Annotated in this window: 19 protein-coding genes; 12 read left to right on the plus strand and 7 right to left on the minus strand. The window is 70.5% G+C overall.

Annotated elements, in window-relative coordinates; all coding sequences use genetic code 11:
• Positions 1–24: 24 nt before the first annotated feature.
• Positions 25–1,101 carry a M4 family metallopeptidase gene (locus B9S57_RS01950; RefSeq protein WP_103513787.1) on the minus strand — a complete coding sequence of 359 codons (1,077 nt, stop codon included), beginning with the start codon at positions 1,099–1,101 and terminating at the stop codon, positions 25–27.
• A 292-nt stretch (positions 1,102–1,393) separates the two neighbouring features.
• On the opposite strand from B9S57_RS01950, the gene leuA reads away from it, so the two are divergent.
• The 4 genes from leuA (at position 1,394) to B9S57_RS01970 (ending at position 5,766) form a co-directional block, all read left to right on the plus strand.
• Positions 1,394–3,178, plus strand: a complete 1,785-nt coding sequence (gene leuA, locus B9S57_RS01955; protein ID WP_103513788.1) for a 2-isopropylmalate synthase — start codon at positions 1,394–1,396, stop codon at positions 3,176–3,178.
• A gap of 202 nt (positions 3,179–3,380) precedes the next feature.
• Entirely contained in the window at positions 3,381–4,082 is a 702-nt protein-coding gene (locus B9S57_RS01960) for a TerB family tellurite resistance protein (protein WP_103513789.1), read from the plus strand.
• A 102-nt stretch (positions 4,083–4,184) separates the two neighbouring features.
• Positions 4,185–4,931 (plus strand): DNA repair protein RecO, encoded by a 747-nt coding sequence (recO, locus tag B9S57_RS01965; RefSeq protein WP_103513790.1) that lies wholly within the window; start codon positions 4,185–4,187, stop codon positions 4,929–4,931.
• Between the two features lie 22 nt (positions 4,932–4,953).
• Entirely contained in the window at positions 4,954–5,766 is an 813-nt protein-coding gene (locus B9S57_RS01970) for an isoprenyl transferase (protein WP_103513791.1), read from the plus strand.
• A gap of 64 nt (positions 5,767–5,830) precedes the next feature.
• On the opposite strand, the gene B9S57_RS01975 is transcribed toward B9S57_RS01970, so the two are convergent.
• From B9S57_RS01975 to B9S57_RS01990, 4 genes are all read right to left on the minus strand, one after another.
• Positions 5,831–6,265 carry a Fur family transcriptional regulator gene (locus tag B9S57_RS01975; protein ID WP_103513792.1) on the minus strand — a complete coding sequence of 145 codons (435 nt, stop codon included), beginning with the start codon at positions 6,263–6,265 and terminating at the stop codon, positions 5,831–5,833.
• Between the two features lie 65 nt (positions 6,266–6,330).
• Positions 6,331–7,230, minus strand: a complete 900-nt coding sequence (locus B9S57_RS01980) for a metal ABC transporter permease (RefSeq protein WP_181011200.1) — start codon at positions 7,228–7,230, stop codon at positions 6,331–6,333.
• Positions 7,230–7,970 (minus strand): metal ABC transporter ATP-binding protein, encoded by a 741-nt coding sequence (locus tag B9S57_RS01985; RefSeq protein ID WP_374935903.1) that lies wholly within the window; start codon positions 7,968–7,970, stop codon positions 7,230–7,232. Before B9S57_RS01985 ends, B9S57_RS01980 begins: the two co-directional genes overlap by 1 nt.
• Before the next feature lie 68 nt (positions 7,971–8,038).
• The gene (locus B9S57_RS01990; RefSeq protein WP_103513795.1) at positions 8,039–9,007 is read right to left on the minus strand and encodes a metal ABC transporter substrate-binding protein; all 969 of its coding nucleotides are present in this window, start codon (positions 9,005–9,007) and stop codon (positions 8,039–8,041) included.
• 218 nt (positions 9,008–9,225) lie between these two features.
• Here B9S57_RS01990 and B9S57_RS01995 point away from each other — a divergent pair, with 218 nt between their 5' ends.
• The 3 genes from B9S57_RS01995 to B9S57_RS02005 all read left to right on the plus strand — a co-directional run bounded on the left by B9S57_RS01995 (position 9,226) and on the right by B9S57_RS02005 (position 11,362).
• Positions 9,226–10,608: a glycine--tRNA ligase gene (locus B9S57_RS01995; RefSeq protein WP_103513796.1), complete on the plus strand. Its 1,383-nt coding sequence runs from the start codon at positions 9,226–9,228 to the stop codon at positions 10,606–10,608.
• A 106-nt stretch (positions 10,609–10,714) separates the two neighbouring features.
• Complete coding sequence (locus B9S57_RS02000; RefSeq protein ID WP_103513797.1) at positions 10,715–10,918, plus strand: hypothetical protein; 204 nt, start codon at positions 10,715–10,717, stop codon at positions 10,916–10,918.
• A gap of 243 nt (positions 10,919–11,161) precedes the next feature.
• Positions 11,162–11,362, plus strand: coding sequence for a DUF6243 family protein (locus tag B9S57_RS02005; protein ID WP_103513798.1), 201 nt, complete (start codon positions 11,162–11,164; stop codon positions 11,360–11,362).
• Between the two features lie 69 nt (positions 11,363–11,431).
• Here B9S57_RS02005 and B9S57_RS02010 read toward each other — a convergent pair whose 3' ends face one another.
• A complete protein-coding gene (locus tag B9S57_RS02010) occupies positions 11,432–12,901 on the minus strand; it encodes an MFS transporter (RefSeq protein WP_374935902.1) in 1,470 nt (489 codons plus the stop codon).
• A 101-nt stretch (positions 12,902–13,002) separates the two neighbouring features.
• Here B9S57_RS02010 and B9S57_RS02015 point away from each other — a divergent pair, with 101 nt between their 5' ends.
• The 5 genes from B9S57_RS02015 (at position 13,003) to B9S57_RS02035 (ending at position 20,412) form a co-directional block, all read left to right on the plus strand.
• Positions 13,003–13,869, plus strand: a complete 867-nt coding sequence (locus tag B9S57_RS02015) for a helix-turn-helix transcriptional regulator (protein WP_103513799.1) — start codon at positions 13,003–13,005, stop codon at positions 13,867–13,869.
• Positions 13,870–13,914: 45 nt separating this feature from the next.
• Positions 13,915–15,063 carry a tRNA dihydrouridine synthase DusB gene (gene dusB / locus B9S57_RS02020; protein ID WP_103513800.1) on the plus strand — a complete coding sequence of 383 codons (1,149 nt, stop codon included), beginning with the start codon at positions 13,915–13,917 and terminating at the stop codon, positions 15,061–15,063.
• Positions 15,064–15,637: 574 nt separating this feature from the next.
• Positions 15,638–18,349 (plus strand): pyruvate, phosphate dikinase, encoded by a 2,712-nt coding sequence (gene ppdK, locus B9S57_RS02025; protein WP_103513801.1) that lies wholly within the window; start codon positions 15,638–15,640, stop codon positions 18,347–18,349.
• A 488-nt stretch (positions 18,350–18,837) separates the two neighbouring features.
• On the plus strand, positions 18,838–19,851 hold the full coding sequence (locus B9S57_RS02030; protein ID WP_103513802.1) for a helix-turn-helix transcriptional regulator: 1,014 nt from the start codon (positions 18,838–18,840) through the stop codon (positions 19,849–19,851).
• 144 nt (positions 19,852–19,995) lie between these two features.
• On the plus strand, positions 19,996–20,412 hold the full coding sequence (locus B9S57_RS02035; protein WP_103513819.1) for a VOC family protein: 417 nt from the start codon (positions 19,996–19,998) through the stop codon (positions 20,410–20,412).
• A 57-nt stretch (positions 20,413–20,469) separates the two neighbouring features.
• Here B9S57_RS02035 and B9S57_RS02040 read toward each other — a convergent pair whose 3' ends face one another.
• Positions 20,470–21,636 carry an alkaline phosphatase PhoX gene (locus B9S57_RS02040; protein ID WP_103513803.1) on the minus strand — a complete coding sequence of 389 codons (1,167 nt, stop codon included), beginning with the start codon at positions 21,634–21,636 and terminating at the stop codon, positions 20,470–20,472.
• Positions 21,637–21,681: the final 45 nt, after the last annotated feature.

Genomic DNA, 21,681 nt, shown 5'->3' on the forward strand with positions numbered 1-21,681 from the left:
ACGGTCCCGCGTGGTTCTACCCGTTCAGCGGGTCGGCACGCCCACCTCCGACCATGCCTTCAGCACCGCCTCGGCCTCGTCTCCCTCCCCGAACCTGTGCTGCGCGGCCGCGACGGTGAGCCTGGCGAAGTCCGTGAACGACGCGTCCTGGGCCAGCTCGCCCCCCGTCAGCACGTCGAACCAGATCCGGCCGGCCCGCTCCCAGGCGTTTCCGCCGAGGGCGGTGGCCAGCAGGTAGAAGGCACGGTTGGGGATGCCGGAGTTGATGTGGACCCCGCCGTTGTCCTCGTCCGTCTCGACGTAGTCGTCCATCGACGCGGGCTGCGGGTCCTTGCCGAGCACGTCGTCGTCGTACGCCGTGCCCGGCGCCTTCATCGACCGCAGGGCGACACCGCTGACCCGGGGGGCGAGCAGCCCCGCGCCGATCAGCCAGTCGCCCTGGTCCGCGCTCTGGCCCAGCGAGTACTGCTTGACCAGGGAGCCGAAGACGTCCGACACGGACTCGTTGAGCGCGCCGGACTGGCCCTCGTACGCCAGGTTGGCGGTGTACTGGGTGAGCCCGTGCGCCAGTTCGTGGGCGATGACGTCGATCGCCACGGTGAAGTCGAGGAAGATCTCCCCGTCGCCGTCCCCGAAGACCATCTGCTCGCCGTCGAAGAACGCGTTGTTGTACTTCTCGTCGTAGTGCACGGAGCCGATGAGCGGCAGCCCCTTGCCGTCGATCGAGCTCCGGCCGTACTCCGTGAGCAGCAGGTCGAAGGTGGCGCCGAGCCCGGCGTACGCGCGGTTGACGCTGGCGTCCTGGGTGGCTTCGTCGCCCTCGTCGCGGACCTTGACGCCCGGCAGGTCCGTGCCGTGACGGCAGTCGTACAGGGTGCGGTGGGGCTTGCTGGGAACCGGGGCGGAGGTGCCGGCGGCCTGGGGGGTCCAGGCCAGCGCGGTCACCCGCCGGTGGTGGCGCCGGGCCCCGTCGGCCTCCAGGGTCCGCCGTGCGGGATCGGCCAGGGCCGGGTCGTCGGCCTGGGACAGCTTGTCGAGGACGTGGGGCGGCACGATGGTGCAGAAGACGGGCTGGAGCCCGTGGTTCGGTCGAGGCTGCATGCAAATGACTGTGGCACTCCGTCACCGCCATGTCACTGGTTGCGATCGTGATTGACGAAATGGAGTGATGTATCACCGTTCTGTCTCCACATCGCTCCGATCCCGCATACTGATACGGACCGACGTATCAGGCGTCCCTCGGTTAGTGTTGCCGCATCATGCGTTTCGGGCTGCTCCTTCTTAGCTGCCGCGGCGAGGGCCTGTAGTCGTAGGCCGGCTCCCTCCCCGCGGAGTTCGCTGTTGCAGCGACACAGTCGGCCGCCCCTGCTGGACCTCAGAGGAGCCGTACGCCATGACCGCAGTGAATCCCTTTGTGCACAACGACGCCCCCGTCGGTGGACCCACCCCCGTGACCAACGCCGGGCAGCTGCAGAAGCCCTCCGGGATGCCGGTCCACAAGTACCGCGGCTACGAGGCCGTCGACATCGCCGACCGCACCTGGCCGGACAACCGCATCACGCGGGCCCCCCGCTGGCTGTCCACCGACCTGCGTGACGGCAACCAGGCCCTGATCGACCCCATGTCGCCGGCCCGCAAGCGCGAGATGTTCGACCTGCTCGTACGCATGGGCTACAAGGAGATCGAGGTCGGCTTCCCGTCCTCCGGCGAGACCGACTTCGCGTTCGTACGCTCCATCATCGAAGAGGGCGCGATCCCCGAGGACGTGACGATCTCCGTCCTGACGCAGGCGCGCGAGGAACTGATCGAGCGCACCGTCGAGTCACTGCGCGGTGCCCACCGGGCCACGGTCCACCTGTACAACGCCACCGCGCCCACCTTCCGCCGCGTGGTCTTCCGCGGCTCGAAGGAGGAGGTCAGGCAGATCGCCGTGGACGGCACCCGGCTGGTCATGGAGTACGCGGACAAGATCCTGGGCGACGAGACGATCTTCGGCTACCAGTACAGCCCGGAGATCTTCACCGACACCGAGCTGGACTTCGCCCTGGAGGTGTGCGAGGCGGTCTGCGACGTCTGGCAGCCCGAGGAGGGCCGCGAGATCATCCTGAACCTGCCCGCCACCGTGGAGCGCTCGACGCCGTCCACCCACGCGGACCGCTTCGAGTGGATGTCGCGCAACCTGACCCGCCGCCCCTACGTCTGCCTGTCGGTCCACCCGCACAACGACCGGGGCACCGCCGTCGCCGCCGCCGAGCTGGCGATCATGGCGGGCGCCGACCGCATCGAGGGCTGCCTGTTCGGCCAGGGCGAGCGCACCGGCAACGTCGACCTGGTCACCCTGGGCATGAACCTCTTCTCGCAGGGCGTGGACCCGCAGATCGACTTCTCGCAGATCGACGAGATCCGCCGCACCAGCGAGTACTGCAACCAGATGGAGGTCCACCCGCGCCACCCCTACGCGGGCGACCTGGTCTACACCGCCTTCTCAGGCTCCCACCAGGACGCCATCAAGAAGGGCTTCGACGCCATGGAGGCGGACGCCGCCTCCCAGGGGAAGACCGTCGACGACATCGAGTGGGCGGTGCCGTACCTGCCGATCGACCCGAAGGACGTCGGCCGCTCCTACGAGGCCGTCATCCGCGTCAACTCGCAGTCCGGCAAGGGCGGAATCGCCTATGTCCTGAAGAACGACCACAAGCTGGACCTGCCGCGCCGGATGCAGATCGAGTACTCCCGGATCATTCAGGCCAAGACCGACGCCGAGGGCGGCGAGGTCACGCCGGCCCAGATCTGGTCCACGTTCCAGGACGAGTACCTGCCCAACCCGGAGAACGCCTGGGGGCGCGTGCAGATCCGCTCCGGCCAGACGACGACCGGTTCCGACGGCCGGGACACGATCACCGTCGACGCGACCGTGGACGGCGCGGACACCGTGCTGACCGGTTCCGGCAACGGCCCGATCTCCGCGTTCTTCGAGGCGCTGCAGGCCATCGGCATCGACGCCCGTCTGCTGGACTACACCGAGCACACGATGAGCGAGGGCGCGAGCGCCCAGGCCGCCTCCTACATCGAGTGCGCGATCGACGACAAGGTGCTGTGGGGCATCGGTATCGACGCCAACACCACGCGCGCCTCGCTGAAGGCGGTCGTCTCCGCGGTCAACCGGGCGACCCGCTGACGCCACCGCGCGGCATTCCGGACAAACAACGGATACGCCGCTGAACTGCTCGGCCCGAGAGCCCCGTTCACCCGCCGAGGGTGGACGGGGTTCGGCCATCTCCCGGTGATTTGACCTACGGGATACTGACGCCGCCTCACGCATGTGGCTAACATCACGTCCAACGCGGCAATGTTGCCGTGGCGTTACGGAGGTGTGCGACGTGCGGACAGCCAAAGGACAACGCGCCCTGAGACTGCGCATCTACGGCATCCGTACCGTCTGGGACACCGTCGGTGACGGCGAGTTCTTCTGCCCGTGCTGCGGAGGCGACCGCAACTACCGGCGCCTCACCGGCCGGCACCGCCTCACCGTCCTCGGCCTGCCCCTGCTGGCCCGCGGCAGCGCGGGGCCCGTCGTCGCCTGTGCGGCCTGCGGGACGCACTTCGCGCCCGACACCCTCGACCACCCCACCACCACGCGGTTCTCCGCCATGCTGCGGGAAGCCGTCCACACGGTCACGCTGGCCGTGCTCGCCGCGGGCGGTACCACCTCCCGCACGGTCCTGGAGACCGCGGCGGCCACCGTCCGCGACGCCGGCCTCGACGACTGCTCCCAGGAGCAGCTCTTCACCATCGTCGAGGTGCTCGCCGCGGAGACCGGGCACGGTGACGGCACCGATCCCGCGGCCGAGGCCTGCGGGCCCGCCCTCGCCATCGAGCTCCACGAGGTCCTGGAGCCGCTCGCACCGCACCTGGCCGTGCCCGGGCGCGAGGCGATCCTGCTGCGGGGTGCCAGGATCGCGCTCGCCGACGGCCCCTACACCCAGGCGGAGCGTCACGTGCTGACCACGGTGGGCAGCGCGCTCCAGCTCTGCTCCGCCGACACGGCGAAGCTGCTGGAGGCGGCGCGTACGCCGTCGTAGACCTCGGCCGGGCCTCCGGGACTCCCGTGCCCGCGTCCCGGGCCCCCTGCCGGTCCTGGAGCCCCTTCCCGGGCAGGCGCCCCGGTGGGCGACAATGGGGCCATGAGCTTGTTCCGGGACGACGGCGTCGTGCTGCGTACGCAGAAGCTGGGCGAGGCCGACCGGATCATCACGATCCTGACCCGCGGCCACGGGCGGGTGCGTGCCGTGGCGCGCGGGGTGCGCCGCACCAAGTCCAAATTCGGGGCGCGGCTCGAACCCTTCTCCCACGTGGACGTGCAGTTCTTCGCGCGCGGCAGCGAGCTCGTCGGCCGCGGTCTGCCGCTGTGCACCCAGAGCGAGACGATCGCCCCGTACGGCGGCGGGATCGTCTCCGACTACGCCCGCTACACCGCGGGCACCGCGATGCTGGAGACCGCCGAGCGGTTCACCGACCACGAGGGCGAGCCCGCCGTCCAGCAGTACCTGCTGCTCGTCGGCGGTCTGCGCACCCTCGCCCGCGGCGAGCACGCGCCGAACCTCATCCTGGACGCGTTCCTGCTGCGCTCCCTCGCCGTCAACGGCTACGCCCCCAGCTTCGACGACTGCGCCAAGTGCGGAATGCCCGGACCGAACCGGTTCTTCTCCGTCGCGGGGGGCGGGGTCATATGCGGCGACTGCCGGGTGCCCGGCAGCGTCGTACCCTCGGCGGAGGCCGTCGAACTGCTGAGCGCCCTGCTCACCGGCGACTGGGAGACGGCGGACGCGTCCGAGGCGCGCCATGTCAGGGAGGGGAGCGGACTCGTGTCCGCCTATCTGCACTGGCATCTGGAGCGCGGCCTGCGCTCGCTGCGGTACGTAGAGAAGTGACAGAGGGAGACGAGAGAAGCCCATGGCAGTACGCGGGATGCTCGGCGGCCGTAACCGGCGTGAGTACAAGACCCCCGAGCCGCACCCCTCCGGCGCCACCCCGCCGAAGATCCCCGGCGAGCTCGTGCCCAAGCACGTCGCCGTCGTGATGGACGGGAACGGCCGCTGGGCCAAGGAGCGGGGTCTTCCGCGCACCGAGGGCCACAAGGTCGGCGAGGGCGTCGTCATGGACGTCCTCAAGGGCTGCATCGAGATGGGCGTCAAGAACCTCTCGCTGTACGCGTTCTCCACGGAGAACTGGAAGCGTTCGCCGGACGAGGTGAAGTTCCTCATGAACTTCAACCGCGACGTCATCCGGCGCCGCCGCGACGAGATGGACGAGCTCGGCATCCGGATCCGCTGGGTCGGCCGCATGCCCAAGCTGTGGAAGTCGGTCGTCCAGGAGCTCCAGGTCGCGCAGGAGCAGACGAAGGACAACGACAAGCTGACGCTGTACTTCTGCGTCAACTACGGCGGCCGGGCCGAGATCGCGGACGCGGCGCAGCGCATCGCCGAGGACGTGGCCGCCGGGAAGCTCGACCCCTCGAAGGTCAACGAGAAGACGTTCGCGAAGTACACCTACTACCCGGACATGCCGGACGTGGACCTGTTCGTGCGCCCCAGTGGCGAGCAGCGCACGTCCAACTACCTGATCTGGCAGAGCGCGTACGCCGAGATGGTCTTCCAGGACGTCCTGTGGCCGGACTTCGACCGTCGCGACCTGTGGAACGCCTGCCTGGAGTTCGCCCGGCGCGACCGGCGCTTCGGTGGCGCCGAGGAGATCACGAAGGGCTGACACCGCGTGGAGGGGGCCCCGGTGCCGGGGCCCCCTCCACGGGCCGGTCGTCGTGCGGCAGGGGTCAGCCCTCGGGGTTCGCGCAGTCCGCGCAGGTCCCGAAGATCTCCACCGTGTGGGCCACGTTCACGTAGCCGTGCTGCGAGGCGATGGTCTCGGCCCACTGCTCCACGGCGGGACCCTCGACCTCGACGGCCTTGCCGCAGACGCGGCAGACCAGGTGGTGATGGTGGTCACCGGTCGAGCACCGCCGGTAGACGGCCTCGCCTTCGGTCGTGCGCAGGACGTCGACCTCGCCGGCGTCGGCGAGGGACTGGAGCGTGCGGTAGACCGTGGTCAGTCCGACCGAGTCGCCCCGGTGCTTGAGCACGTCGTGCAGGTCCTGGGCGCTGCGGAACTCGTCGACCTCGTCGAGCGCCGCCGCGACCGCCGCCCGCTGCCGGGTGGACCGGCCGCGTACCGGAGCCGCGTTCGTGCCACTGATCGGCGCCGTCGCCACAGCTGCCTCCTCGTGTCGCCCGTACGTATGTCGGGCCATTGTGCCAGTCCGTCCCGGGGGCACGGTCACACGCGCACGTCGTCCGGGGCCGGGCGGGCCCCTGGTACCTCAAGGGTGCACCGGTCGGCCCCGCTTCCGGCGTTCCGGGCGCGCCTGCGGGCCAGCGGCGCGGCGAGCGCCGTCAGCAGGACGAATGCGGCGATGGCCAGCAGGACGATCGTCGCTCCGGGCGGCACGTCCTGGTAGTACGAGGTCACGGTCCCGGCCAGGGTGACGGCCGTGCCGATGGCGACGGCCAGCACGAAGGTCACCTTGAAGGACTTGGCGATCTGCTGCGCGGCGGCGACCGGCACCACCATCAGCGCGCTGACCAGCAGCAGGCCGACGACCCGCATCGCCACGGTGACGGTGACCGCGGCCGTCACCGCGACCAGCAGGTTGATCGCGCGCACCGGCAGTCCGGTGACCCGGGCGAACTCCTCGTCCTGGCTGACCGCGAACAGCTGTCGGCGCAGCCCCACGGTGACCAGCACGACGAAGGCGGCGAGCAGCACGATCGCCGTGATGTCCTCTTCGGAGACCGTCGACAGCGATCCGAAGAGGTACGACGTCAGATTGGCGTTGGATCCGGTGTCCGAGAGGTTGATCAGCATCACCCCGCCCGCCATGCCGCCGTAGAACAGCATGGCCAGGGCGATGTCGCCCCGGGTGCGGCCGTACCAGCGGATCAGCTCCATCACGACGGAACCGGCCACGGCGACGAGCGTCGCCATCCAGACGGGGCTGGTGGAGAGCAGGAAGCCGAGACCGACGCCGGTCATCGCGACGTGGCCGATGCCGTCGCCCATCAGGGCCTGGCGCCGCTGGACGAGGTAGATGCCGATGGCGGGTGCGGTGATGCCGACCAGGACGGCCGCGATCAGGGCCCGCTGCATGAAGGGGGGGTTCAGGAATTCCAGCATGATCAGCTCAGCAGTCCCGTCCGGACGGGCTCGGAGGCCGCGTGGGGGTGTACGTGGTCGTGGCCGGGCAGGGCGTGCTGGCCCACGGCCTCGGGGGGCGGTCCGTCGTGCATGACGCAGCCGTCGCGCAGCACGACGGCCCGGTCGATCAGCGGTTCCAGGGCGCCGAGCTCATGGAGGACGAGCAGTACCGTCGCGCCGCCGGCGACCTGTTCGCGCAGTGTCGTGGCGAGGATCTCCTGGCTGGCCAGGTCGACCCCGGCCATCGGCTCGTCCATGATCAGCAGTTCGGGCTCGGAGGCCAGCGCGCGGGCGATCAGGACCCGCTGGTGCTGGCCGCCGGAGAGGGCGTCCACGGAGTCACCGGCACGGTCCGCCAGGCCCACGAGTTCGATGGCCCGGTCCACTGCTGCCCGGTCCGCCCGGCCGGGCAGCCTCAGCTTCGTGACCGACAGCCGCCCGGAGGCGACGACCTCGCGGATCGTGGCGGGGACCCCGCCCGCCGCCGTGGTGCGCTGCGGTACGTACCCGACGCGGGCCCACCGGCGGAAGCGGCGCAGCGGAGTGCCGAAGAGCTCGACCGTGCCGCCGGTGAGCGGCACCTGGCCGATGACGGAGCGCACGGCGGTGGACTTGCCCGAGCCGTTGGCTCCGAGCAGCGCCACGACCTCGCCGCGGTGGACGGTGAGGTCGACGCCGCGCAGCACGGGGCGCGAGCCGAGCGTCGCCGTGGCTCCGCGCATGCTGATCACGGGTTCTGGCGTACGGGGATCGGGCACGGTCGCCTCCGGTGCTGCGGCTGGTTCGGGGGTCACTTCGCGCCGAGGGCCTTCTGCAGCGCGGTGAGGTTGGACTTCATGACCTCGAGGTAGTCAGCACCGGCGGACTTGCCGGTGATTCCCTCCAGCGGGTCCAGGACCGCGGTTTTCAGGCCGAGGTCCTTGGCCAGCGTCTTCGCGGTCCTGTCGCTGGCGAGCTTCTCGAAGAAGACGGTCGTGGCCCCGCTCTCCTCGGCGACGTGGTGGATCTCGTCGATCCGGGCGGGGCTGGGCTCGGCCTCGGGGTCGAGGCCGGCGATGCCCTCCTGGGTGAGGCCGTAGCGCTCGGCGAGGTAGCCGAAGGCGGAGTGGGTGGTGACGAACGTCTTGGTGGCGCTGTTCTTCAGACCGGTCTCGTACGCCGTGTTCAGCGCGTTCAACTCGGTGACCAGGGCGTCCGTGTTCTTGCGGTAGTCCGCGGCGTGGTCGGGGTCGGCCTTCTCCAGCGACTTCCCGACCCCCTCGGCGACCTCGGCGTACTTCACCGGGTCCAGCCATATGTGCGGGTCGAGTCCGGCCTCTTCCCCGCCGCCGTGCTCCTCGCCCTCCTCCTCGTGCCCGTGGTCGTGGCCGACCTCGGAGCCGTGCTTCTCGAGTGTGGTGAGATCCGCGGCGTCCACGGTGTCCTCGACGCCGGCCTGCTCGACGGCGTCGTCGACGGCGGGCTGGACGCCCTTGAGGAACAGGATGTAGTCGGCGTCGCTCAGGGAGCCGACCTGCCGGGGGGAGAGCTCCAGGTCGTGCGGCTCGGCGCCCGGCTTCGTCAGCGTGGTGACGGAGACGTGCGTCCCGCCGATCTCCTCGGCCAGGAACTGCATCGGGTAGAAGGACGCCACCACGTCCAGCCTGCCGTCGGACCCGCCCCCGGCCGCGTCGGACGAGGAGCAGGCGGAGAGCGCGGTGAGGCCGAGGGTGACTGCTCCGGCGACGGCGGCTGTGGGTATGAGGCGGCGTACGTTCATGACAGTCATTTTCAACAAAAGTGGAAACGATTGTCAACAAGGCCGATGAGATGCCCGGTACCGAACCCGGTGACCGCGATGCGCCCCACCGATTTGATCCAGAGGGTGCGCCCGCCGGTAATCTGGGGTATTCGCCCGCCCGTCTCCCGATCACCACCTCCGCCGAGGCGTCGCGCGTCGTCCCTGTCCAGTTCCGCCGTCGTAATGAAGAGAGCACCGTGGCCGCCGACAAGATCGACACCATCGTCAGCCTGAGCAAGCGCCGTGGCTTCGTCTACCCCTGCAGTGAGATCTACGGCGGCCAGCGGGCCGCGTGGGACTACGGGCCGCTGGGCGTCGAGCTGAAGGAGAACCTCAAGCGCCAGTGGTGGCGTTACATGGTGACCGCGCGCGAGGACGTGGTCGGCATCGACTCGTCGGTCATCCTGGCCCCCGAGGTCTGGGTGGCCTCCGGCCACGTCGCCACCTTCTCCGACCCGCTCACCGAGTGCACCTCCTGTCACAAGCGCTACCGTGCCGACCACCTGGAGGAGGCGTACGAGGAGAAGCACGGCAAGCCGCCCGTCAACGGCCTGGCCGACCTCAACTGCCCCAACTGCGGCAACAAGGGCACCTTCACCGAGCCCAAGGCGTTCTCCGGCCTCCTCTCCACCCACCTCGGCCCGACGCAGGACTCCGGCTCGGTCGCCTACCTGCGCCCCGAGACCGCCCAGGGCATCTTCACCAACTTCGGCCAGGTGCTGCAGACCTCGCGCAGGAAGCCGCCGTTCGGCATCGCGCAGATGGGCAAGTCCTTCCGGAACGAGATCACTCCGGGCAACTTCATCTTCCGCACGCGCGAGTTCGAGCAGATGGAGATGGAGTTCTTCGTCAAGCCGGGCGAGGACGAGCAGTGGCAGGAGTACTGGATGGAGCAGCGCTGGAGCTGGTACACCGGTCTCGGCATGCGCGAGGAGAACATGCGGTGGTTCGAGCACCCGCAGGAGAAGCTCTCCCACTACTCCAAGCGCACCGCTGACATCGAGTACCGCTTCCGCTTCGGCGGCAGCGAGTGGGGCGAGCTCGAGGGCGTCGCCAACCGCACCGACTACGACCTCAAGGCGCACTCCGAGGCCTCCGGCACGGACCTCGTCTACTTCGACCAGGAGAAGGGCGAGCGCTACACGCCGTACGTCATCGAGCCCGCGGCCGGTGTCGGCCGTTCGATGCTGGCGTTCCTCCTCGACGCGTACAGCGAGGACGAGGCGCCCAACGCCAAGGGCGTCATGGAGAAGCGCGCCGTGATGCGCCTCGACCCGCGCCTGGCGCCGGTCAAGGTCGCGGTCCTGCCGCTGTCCCGCAACGCGCAGCTGTCGCCGAAGGCCAAGGGCCTCGCCGCCGACCTCCGGCAGAACTGGAACATCGAGTTCGACGACGCGGGCGCCATCGGCCGCCGCTACCGCCGCCAGGACGAGATCGGCACGCCGTTCTGCGTCACCGTCGACTTCGACACCCTCGACGACAACGCGGTGACCGTGCGCGAGCGCGACACGATGAAGCAGGAGCGCGTCTCCCTGGACCAGATCCAGAGCTACCTCGGCTCCCGCCTGCTGGGCTGCTGACCGCACCCCGTCTTCATGACGAAGGCCCCACGAAGCCCCCGGTTCCGGCGCACGGAGCCGGGGGCCTCGTGCAGACTGGACCCACTCGTCCACAGGGGAGGCCCGGATGCCGTCCATGACCACGAGCAAGGTCAGCAGATGGGACCAGCACGGCCGTGAACACGTCGTCCACGTACGGAAGTCGGGGATGCAGCGGCAGCTGACCTGCGGCACCTGCGGATGGCGCAAGGGGGCGCAGTTCCTGCCCTGGCTCAAGGCCGAGGAGCACCTGACCGAGGCCCATCAGGCCACGGTCGACCCGACCGCCTGAGCCGCGTGCCGGGCGGTCGACGTGACCGACTCAGCCGCATGGCCGGGCGGTCGGCCTGACCGCCTCGGTCGCACGGCCGGAGAAAAACCGGATGAGGTGCCTCTTCGCCCGGGGTACCTTCATGGCCATGTATTCGTTCTTCCAGATCTACGAGTGAGCGCGCGACGGGCCGACCGCCCGTCGCCCAGCGGATCGATACACGAGGCGTCATCCTCACCCCCTCACCACGAACGGGAGAACCCCGTGGCCAAGAGCCGCAACAACCTTCTCGGCGTCGGCGGACAGCGCAAGAAGCTGTCCCGCGCCGAACAGCAGGGCGCAGGCCCCGCGCGCGACAACGACCGCAAGGCCGCCGAGGACAGGAAGCAGGAGCTGGTGCGCAAGATGCGTGAGCGTGCCGCCACCGAGGCCGCACCGGCGCAGGACGCACCGGCGGAGAGCTGACGTCCTTCCGCCACCCGTACGACCGCGGGCCCGGACCACCTCGGTGGTCCGGGCCCGCGCCCGTCCCCCTCACCCCACCGCGCGGGGCAGCCGCAGGCTCAGCAGCGTCGTCAGGACGACGGCCGCCAGCTGCACCAGCAGCGTCACGATCAGCGCGTCCCGCATGCCCGATCCCGGCACCAGCGCGAGGAAGAGCGTCCCGAGCGTGGCGACGCCGAGCGCCAGTGCGGCCTGCTGGGTCGTCGTCATCACGCCGCCGCCCACTCCGGCCCGCTCGGCCGGCACGTCGGACAGCACGATGCGGAGGAGGACGGGCAGTTGCAGCCCCTGCCCCAGCCCCGCGAGCGCGACCCCCGGCAGCAGTCCCGGCAGCCCGAGGTCCGGCCAGCCGCGCCACACGGTCAGCGCCAGCACCGCGACGCCCACGCCCTGGATCAGCCCGCCGGCCGTCACGACCCGGCTTCCGAAGCGCCGGACCAGCCGGGGGCCGGCCAGCGAGGCCGCGAAGAAGGCGGCGGCCATCGGCGCCAGTGACAGACCGGCGGCGGCCGGGCCCATCTCCAGGCCCTGCTGGAGGGCCACGGCGATCACGAACATGAAGCCGCCGAAGCCGATGGAGAACGGCACGACCAGGGCGAGTCCGCGCCGCAGCGACTCCAGCCGCAGCAGGCTCGGCGGCACCAGCGGCGTCCGGCCGAGCGCGTCGGCCCGCCGCTCCACGCGGTAGAAGGCCACCGCGGCGAACGGGAACACGCCCAGGGACACCCAGGTCCACAGCGGCCAGCCGGCCGCCCGCCCCTCGGTCAGCGGGGCCAGCAGCGTCGTCAGGGAGAGGGCCAGCAGCAGCGTGCCCGGCACGTCGACGGGGGCGGGCCGGTCCGAACGGCTCTCCGGCAGCGAGCGGGCGGCCAGGAACAGCCCCGCCACCGCCACCGGGACGTTCACCAGGAAGACGGACCGCCAGCCCGCGCTCTCGCCGAACACGGAGGAGAGCGGCGCCGCGGAGACCAGGACCCCGCCGAGGATCTGCCCGGCGACCATGGAGAGCCCGGCCGTCGCCCCGTACAGGCTCATGGCCCGCGCCCTGCGGTGCCCGGACGTGGCCGCCTGGATGGTGGCGAGCACCTGTGGCAGCATCAGCGCCGCCGCGGCTCCCTGCGCCACCCGGGCGGCCACCAGGGTCCAGGCGTCCGGTGCCAGTCCGCAGGCGAGGGAGGTGAGGCCGAACGCGGCCATCCCGATGAGGAAGAGCCTGCGCCGTCCGGCCATGTCGCCGAGGCGCCCGCCGAGGACGAGCAGCACGGCGTACGCGAGGCCGTAGCCCGCGACGACCAGTTCGAGCAGGGCGGGGCCCGCGGCCAGGTCGTGGTCGATGGTGGGCAGGGCCACGTTGACGATGAAGAAGTCGATGAGGGGCAGCGCCGCGCCCAGCAGTACGGTGAACAGCCCGAGCCCGCCGAGCACCGGCGCGGGGTGGTCGTACCGCGCCACCGGGGTGCCGGTGCCGGACGCGTTCGTCAGTACAGAGGATTCACTCACGCCCTCGACGATGGACCCGTCCCCAGCCTGGTACCAGAGTCTCCTTATCCTGGTACCAGGAGCACCTGGCCATCCGCCCGGACATTCGGCAGGCTGGGACCATGACGACCACGGCGACCGAAATACCCGGGACCGGCGAGGTCCGGCGGCACGAGCTCGCCGGATTCCTGCGCAGCCGTCGCGAGCGGATCACCCCCGAGCAGGTCGGTCTTCCACGGGGCAGCCGCAGGCGGACCCCCGGGCTGCGCCGCGAGGAGGTCGCCCAGCTCTCGGCCGTCGGCGTCACCTGGTACACGTGGCTGGAGCAGGCGCGCGACATCCAGGTCTCGCCGCAGGTCCTCGACTCCCTGGCCCGCGCCCTGCTGCTCGACCCCAGCGAGCGCACCCACCTCTTCGCCCTCGCCGGGGCCGTCGACCCCGCGCCGGGCTCGGCCTGCACGGGCATCGCCCCGGCCGTCCACGAGATGCTCACGCGCCTGGAGCCCTTCCCTGCCTGCGTCCAGAACAGCCGCTACGACATCCTCGCCTACAACCGCACCTACGGCAGGCTGCTGTGCGACCTGGACGCCGTGGCCCCGGAGGACCGCAACTGCATGCTGCTCGGCTACCTCGACGAGGACTGGCGCGCCTCCGTCGTCGACCTGCCGGCGGCGAACCGGGTCATGGCCGCCAAGTTCCGGGCGTCGATGGCGGAGCACCTGGCGGAGCCCGCCTGGAAGGCCCTGCTGGGGCGGCTGGAGGCTGCCTCGCCCGAATTCCGCGAGATCTGGGCCCGGCACGAGGTCGTCGGCCCCTCGAACCGGACCAAGATCTTCCGGAACTCCCGGGTGGGGCTGCTCCGCCTCGACCACACCGATCTGTGGCTGGGCCCCTCGGCGGGCCCACGCCTGGTGACGTACGTCCCCTCGGACGAGGAGTCCCGCCAGGCGCTGGAGCGGCTGCTGGCCACGGCTCTCGCCGGGACCTGAACGGGCGGCTCCCGCGCCGCCGCCCGCGTGCGGGACAATGGGGCCATGACCACGCTCGCCCCTGCCCTCCCGCTGCTCCGGATCGGCCCGCACACCGTGCGGCCGCCGGTCGTGCTCGCCCCCATGGCCGGCATCACCAACGCCCCCTTCCGCACCCTGTGCCGTGAGTTCTCGGGCGGCAAGGGACTGTTCGTCAGCGAGATGATCACCACGCGGGCGCTGGTCGAGCGCAACGAGAAGACGATGCAGCTCATCCACTTCGACGCGAGCGAGACCCCGCGCTCCGTCCAGCTGTACGGGGTGGACCCGGTCACCGTGGGTAAGGCGGTCCGCATGATCGTCGACGAGGACCTCGCCGACCACATCGACCTGAACTTCGGCTGCCCCGTCCCCAAGGTGACCCGCAAGGGCGGCGGTTCCGCGCTTCCGTACAAGCGGCCCCTGCTGCGGGCGATCCTCCGCGAGGCGGTGGCCCAGGCCGGCGACCTCCCGGTCACCATCAAGATGCGCAAGGGCATCGACGACGACCACACGACCTACCTCGACGCGGGACGCATCGCCGTCGAGGAGGGCATCACGGCCGTCGCCCTGCACGGCAGGACCACCGCCCAGCACTACGGCGGCACGGCCGACTGGGACGCCATCGCGCGCCTCAAGGAGCACGTCCCCGAGATCCCCGTCCTCGGCAACGGCGACATCTGGAGCGCCGACGACGCCCTGCGGATGATGCGGGAGACCGGCTGCGACGGCGTGGTCGTCGGCCGTGGCTGCCTGGGCCGGCCCTGGCTCTTCGGCGACCTCGTCAGCGCCTTCGAGGGCACGGGCACCAGGCAGGCTCCCGCCCTGCGCCAGGTCGCGGACGTGATGCTGCGCCACGCGACGCTGCTGGGGGAGTGGATCGGCGACGAGAGCCGCGGAGTGATCGACTTCCGGAAGCACGTGGCCTGGTACCTCAAGGGCTTCGCGGTCGGCTCGGACATGCGCCGGAGGCTCGCGGTCACCTCGTCGCTGGAGGAGCTGGGCGGGCAGCTCCAGGAGCTCGACCTGGACCAGCCCTGGCCTGACGGCGCCGACGGCCCCCGGGGGCGTACCTCCGGGAACAACCGGGTGGCGCTGCCGGACGGCTGGCTCAAGGACCCCTACGACTGCGCGGGCGTGAGCGCCGACGCCGAGCTGGACACCTCGGGCGGCTGAGCGCCGGCCGTTGCGCAAGGGCACCGGGTGCCCCACAGAGGGCCCGCTCAGATGAGCGGGCTTTTCTCGTCGGATCGGACGTCATTCGCTGCGATCCGAGGGTGGCTGTGTGGGTCCGCTCTCCTTTCGCGGACCCTTCGTCACTGCGTGTCTTCAGTTCGTGGCTCAGGGATGACCAGGTGTGGGCCTTCGGGCGTCCGGATCGTGACATCTGAGCGCCCTCGGAGGCGTGATTCTCGCCACCCCTGAGGGGCGTGTGGCTCAGATGAGCGCACTTTCGCAGGCTGTACTTCTCAAATGGCGGCACTGGGTGCCAGGCGTGTTTACTTTGATCGATCAAAGCATCCGCCACTCCACGTAGACACATGTATCGAAAGTCGTCACTTTCCGTCATCTTGACTTCAAGGGTTGAACGCATTCCTCCTGTGGGCGGTGCTCTCGCGTTACTTTCGATCTGCTGGCGGACGGGTGGTTGAGACCTCATGACGCGCAAGTGGGCGTACCCAGACACCTTCGATCTGGGTATGTTCCTCGCCGTCAGGGCAGCCACCGCGTCCTCGAGGAGTCGAGACCCGTGTCGGAAAACAAAGATCCCCAGAAGTTCGTCTACGACTTCACCGAGGGCAACAAGGATCTGAAAGATCTTCTGGGCGGCAAGGGCGCCAACCTCGCCGAGATGACCAACCTCGGGCTGCCCGTCCCTCCGGGCTTCACCATCACCACCGAGGCCTGCAAGGTCTACCTCGACAGCGGTGACGAGCCGGCCGAGCTGCGCGACGAGGTCAGTGCGCACCTCACCGCGCTCGAGCGGCGCATGGGGAAGAACCTCGGCCAGGCCGACGACCCGCTGCTGGTCTCCGTCCGCTCCGGCGCGAAGTTCTCCATGCCCGGCATGATGGACACGGTCCTCAACATCGGCCTCTCCGACGCCTCGGTCGTCGGCCTCGCCGCCCAGGCGGGTGACGAGCGCTTCGCCTGGGACTCCTACCGCCGTCTCATCCAGATGTTCGGCAAGACCGTGCTCGGTGTCGACGGCGAGCTCTTCGAGGAGGCGCTGGAGGCCGCGAAGGAGGCCAAGGGCGTCACGGTCGACGTGGACCTGGACGCGGCCGACCTGAAGAAGCTGGTCAAGCAGTTCAAGAAGATCGTCACCCGGGACGCCGGACGGGACTTCCCGCAGGACCCGCGCGAGCAGATGGACCTGGCCATAAAGGCGGTCTTCGACTCGTGGAACACCGACCGGGCCAAGCTCTACCGCCGCCAGGAGCGCATCCCCGGCGACCTCGGCACGGCCGTCAACATCTGCTCGATGGTCTTCGGCAACCTCGGCCCGGACTCCGGCACGGGCGTCGCCTTCACCCGTGACCCCGCCAGCGGCCACCAGGGGGTCTACGGCGACTACCTCCAGAACGCCCAGGGCGAGGACGTCGTCGCGGGCATTCGCAACACCGTGCCGCTCGCCGAGCTGGAGTCGATCGACAAGACGTCGTACGACCAGCTGATGAAGATCATGGAGACGCTGGAGACCCACTACAGGGACCTCTGCGACATCGAGTTCACCATCGAGCGCGGACAGCTCTGGATGCTCCAGACCCGGGTCGGCAAGCGCACCGCCGGCGCCGCCTTCCGCATCGCCACCCAGCTCGTCGACCAGGGGCTCATCGATGAGGCCGAGGCGCTCCAGCGGGTCAACGGCGCCCAGCTCGCGCAGCTGATGTTCCCGCGCTTCGACCACGGCGCCGCCAGCGTGCTGCTGGGCCGCGGCATCGCCGCCTCCCCGGGTGCGGCCGTGGGCAAGGCCGTCTTCGACTCGTACACGGCCGTCAAGTGGTCGCGGTCCGGCGAGAAGGTCATCCTCATCCGCCGGGAGACCAACCCCGACGACCTCGACGGCATGATCGCGGCCGAGGGCATCCTGACCTCGCGCGGCGGCAAGACCTCGCACGCGGCCGTCGTCGCCCGCGGCATGGGCAAGACCTGTGTCTGCGGCGCCGAGGAGATCGAGGTCGACACCAAGCGCCGCCGGCTCACCGTCGGGGACACCGTCGTGGAGGAGGGCGACCTCGTCTCCGTCGACGGTTCCACCGGCAAGGTGTACCTCGGTGAGGTCCCCGTCGTCCCGTCCCCGGTCGTCGAGTACTTCGAGGGCCGCATGCACGCGGGCGCCGACGACGCGGACGAGCTCGTCGCCGCCGTGCACCGCATCATGGCGTACGCCGACCGGGTACGCCGGCTGCGCGTACGGGCCAACGCGGACAACGCCGAGGACGCCTCCAGGGCGCGTCGCTTCGGCGCCCAGGGCATCGGGCTGTGCCGCACCGAGCACATGTTCCTCGGCGAGCGCCGCGAGATGGTCGAGAAGTTGATCCTCGCGGACACCGACGACGAGCGGGAGACGGCGCTGGAGGCCCTGCTGCCGCTCCAGAAGGCCGACTTCATCGAGCTGTTCGAGTCGATGGACGGGCTGCCCGTCACCGTGCGGCTGCTCGACCCGCCGCTGCACGAGTTCCTGCCCGACATCACCGAGCTCTCCGTGCGGGTCGCGCTCGCCGAGTCCCGCAAGGACGCCAACGAGAACGACCTGCGTCTGCTGCAGGCCGTGCACAAGCTCCACGAGCAGAACCCGATGCTGGGGCTGCGCGGCGTCCGTCTGGGTCTGGTCATCCCCGGTCTGTTCGCGATGCAGGTCCGCGCCATCGCGGAGGCGGCGGCGCAGCGCAAGAACGCCAAGGGCGACCCGCGCGCCGAGATCATGATTCCGCTCGTCGGCACGGTCCAGGAGCTGGAGATCGTCCGTGAGGAGGCCGACCGCGTCATCGCGGAGGTCGAGGCGGCCACCGGCACCGAGCTGAACCTGTCCATCGGCACGATGATCGAGCTGCCCCGTGCCGCGCTGACCGCCGGTCAGATCGCCGAGGCCGCACAGTTCTTCTCCTTCGGCACGAACGACCTCACCCAGACGGTGTGGGGCTTCTCCCGCGACGACGTGGAGGCCTCGTTCTTCACCGCGTACCTGGAGAAGGGCATCTTCGGGGTGTCGCCGTTCGAGACGATCGACAAGGACGGCGTCGGCGCCCTCGTGCGCAGCGCCGTGGAGGCGGGCCGCGCCACGCGTCCGGACCTCAAGCTCGGCATCTGCGGCGAGCACGGCGGGGACCCGGAGTCGGTGCACTTCTTCCACGAGGTGGGCCTGGACTACGTCTCCTGCTCGCCGTTCCGCATTCCGGTGGCCCGGCTGGAAGCGGGCCGGGCGGCCGCCGAATCGCGGGGCAGCGACAGCCGCTGAGGCCCCGGGGCCGGGGCCCCGCGACTCCGGACACCGCCGGCGGTTCACAGAGACCCTCATCGGCCCGACGGCGGAGCCGGATTACCAGGAAGCGGCGGCACCCTGTGCGGGGGTGCCGCCGCTTCGTCAATTGAACGACGAACCATTTAAGCGGCCGTCCCGGTGGCGGCCTTTTCACCGTTCGGTGCGCAAAGCGGGGGCGTAGGACCGGGCGCGGCCGGGGGATCCCCATCCCCGGGCCGCGCCCGCTTACCCCTGCCGGGTGCGGAGCCGCACCGTCGCTCACCGCCGCCGAACGGGCAAGGCCCCCCACGGCCCTCATCCGCTCATTCGGTGACGCCGGATGCGCACCCGACGTCGTACAGCCTTTCGGGTGGCGTGGATTCGGGCGAGACATTTCAACTGTGGCCGAAACCCCGTGGTGACCTCCTGTGACGCTGTGCATACGCTTCGGCGGGGGCAATTGCGAGTGCAACAGTGGGGGTTCGGTGCTGCGTATCCATGTGTCCGGAGTGGACCTTTCGCGCGTGCGGATGGCCACGAGGCCGGACGCGATGTGGGAGACCGTTCTCAGTTTTCACCGGCTGAGGGACCGGCGGGGTTCCACGGTCTTCGGGAAATGGCGGAAGGAATCCCGCAACCGGTTGAATGGCGAAACGCGTCTGCTCTCCGCGATCGTCCCGCCCCGGGGCTATTTCCCCGACTTCCTGACGCCTTCCGAGGGGGCCGCCGAGCCGTACGGGCTCGATGCCGGAATGGAGGCGCTGCGCGACACACCCGTGGACCGCATACGCGGCGAGATCGGACTGCTGTCCGGGAACGGCACCCCCGCGCGCCGGCCCTCCGGCGTACAGACGTCCGGCGCTCTGGCGGAGGCGCTCGTCGAGGGGCGTACGGAGCCGCTGGGACGCCTCATCTCCACCCTGCGCGCCTACCACCGCGCCGCGGTGGAGCCGTACTGGCCGCACATCCGGGCGAGCGTCGAGGCCGACCGTGCCGTACGCGGCCGCGCCCTGCTGGACGGCGGCGCGGACGAGCTGCTCGCCACCCTGCCGCCGATGATCCGCTGGCGTGCGCCCGTGCTGGAGGCGGACTACCCCGTCGACCGGGACCTGCGCCTCGACGGGCGGGGGCTGCTCCTCCAGCCGTCGTTCTTCTGCCGGGGCACCCCCGTCGTCTACCGGGACCCACGCCTCCCGCCGGTCCTCGTCTACCCGGTCACCCACCCCGGCGCCCCGGCCTTCGCGGAGCCCGGACCCTGGCTCGGCCGGCTCGTGGGGCACACGCGCTCCGCGGTCCTGCGCTCCATCGACAGCGGCTGCACGACCAGTGAGCTGGCCCGCAGGACCGGGGTCTCCCTCGCGTCGGCGAGCCAGCACGCCTGCGTGCTGCGCGAGGCCGGACTGGTGCGGACCCTGCGCCACGGCAGCTCGGTCCTGCACACGCTGACCCCGCTGGGCGCGGCCCTCCTCAGGGGCGGGGCGCCGCTCCCGGTGCCCTGAGCGCGGCCCGCCTCCCGGGCGCCCGGGGAGAGCCCGCGCGCCGACCGATGAGTTCCGCGCGCGGCCGTCGTCTACCTCTCGTGAGCGCGCGTACGGAGCGCGCGGAAGCACCGCAGAGTGCCGGACGGAAGAGTGGAATCGATCATGCCCCAGCCTCAGATGATCTTCGTGAACCTGCCGGTCAAGGACCTCGGGACGACGAAGGACTTCTTCGGGAAGCTCGGCTTCGGCTTCAACCCGCAGTTCAGCGACGAGTCGACCGCGTGTCTGGTCATCAGCGACACCATCTTCGCCATGCTGATCAGCGAGCCGCGCTTCAAGGACTTCACCAAGAAGGAGATCGCCGACTCGTCGAGAACGACCGAGGTCCTCATCGCCCTGAGTGCGGAGAGCCGCGAGAAGGTCGACGAGATGGCCGACGCCGCGCTCGCCAACGGAGGGTCGCCCGCCAACGAGCCCATGGACGAGGGCTTCATGTACGGCCGTTCCTTCCAGGACCCCGACCACCACATCTGGGAGGTCGTCTGGATGGACCCGGCCGCGGTCCAGGGCCAGGCCTGACACCCCGGGGAGGCAGCGGCCGCGGAACCGCTCCGCGACCGCTGCCGAAGGGGTGCGTCAGGATCGGAAGGGCCCCGTCACCTCGTAGGTGATCCCGCCGGAGGAACTGCCGCTGGTCCCTCGCTGCGAGGAGAAGTACAGCCGCCGCCCGTCCGGCGAGAAGGCGGGCCCGGTGATCTCGGAGCCGGACTGACCGCTGATCCGCAGGAACGGAGCGACCGTGTCGTCCGGCGTGATCAGGCAGATCTCCATGTTGCCGCCGTCCTCCGCGACGTACAGGTCGCCGGAGACGGCGCGGGTGACGTTGTCGACGCCCGTCAGCGGGGCGCCGCCGCCCGTGACGAGCGAGTCGTCGTAGGCCAGCGAGAGGGACGAGGCGTTCGCGTCGTACGCCCACACCCGGTTGTCGCCCTTGGTGGTGAACCAGCAGGTGCCGGCCGCGTAGAAGCACCCCTCGCCGCCGTTGAACGCCTTGGCGCCGGAGACCTGGTAGCGGGTCCGGGTGGGGGAGCCGTCCGGGTCGGGCACCGTCGTCCAGGTCACCGGGCCGCTGGTCCCGGCCCCCGCCACCAGCACCTGGAGGGTGCCACTGGTGAGGCTGCCCCAGGTGGTGGGACGGAAGCGGTAGAAGCGGCCGTCCGTCTCGTCCTCGGTCAGGTAGACGTAGCCGTGGTCGGGGTCCGCCGCCGCGGCCTCGTGCTTGAACCGGCCCAGCGCCGGGCGCTGCACGGCGGCGTTCACGCCCCACGGGTCGGTCTCGTACACGAAGCCGCGCGTGACCTCCTCGCAGGAGAGCCAGGTGTTCCACGGGGTCCTGCCGCCCGCGCAGTTGTTGTTCGTTCCGGACAGGATCCGGTACGCGGAGGTGACGGTCCCCGAGGAGTTGAAGCGCACCGCGCTCGCCCCGCCGCCGCTGCCCGAGGACACCTCGGCGTTGGAGACGTAGATCCAGCCCGAGCCGTCGGTGAAGGTGGCCCCTCCGTCCGGTGCTCTGTGCCAGGCGTAGGAGGTGCCGGCGACGGTCTGCCCCGAACGGGCGATGATCCGGCTGGTGAAGCCCGACGGCAGCAGGATGCCGTTGCTGTTGGCAGCCTGCAGCGCACCGTAGGGGCCGGTGGCGGGCTGTGCGGGGTCGGCGGAGGCGGCACCCCGCCACAGGGTGCCGCCGAAGGCCGCCGCCGAGCCACCGATCACGGCTGTGCGCAAGAAGGTCCGACGTTCCACGATCACTCCACGGGTGACGTGCTGGCCCGCCGGTCCGGTCGGCCC

The organism is Streptomyces sp. SM10 (assembly GCF_002910915.1).
In the GTDB taxonomy this organism is placed as follows: Bacteria; Actinomycetota; Actinomycetes; order Streptomycetales; family Streptomycetaceae; genus Streptomyces.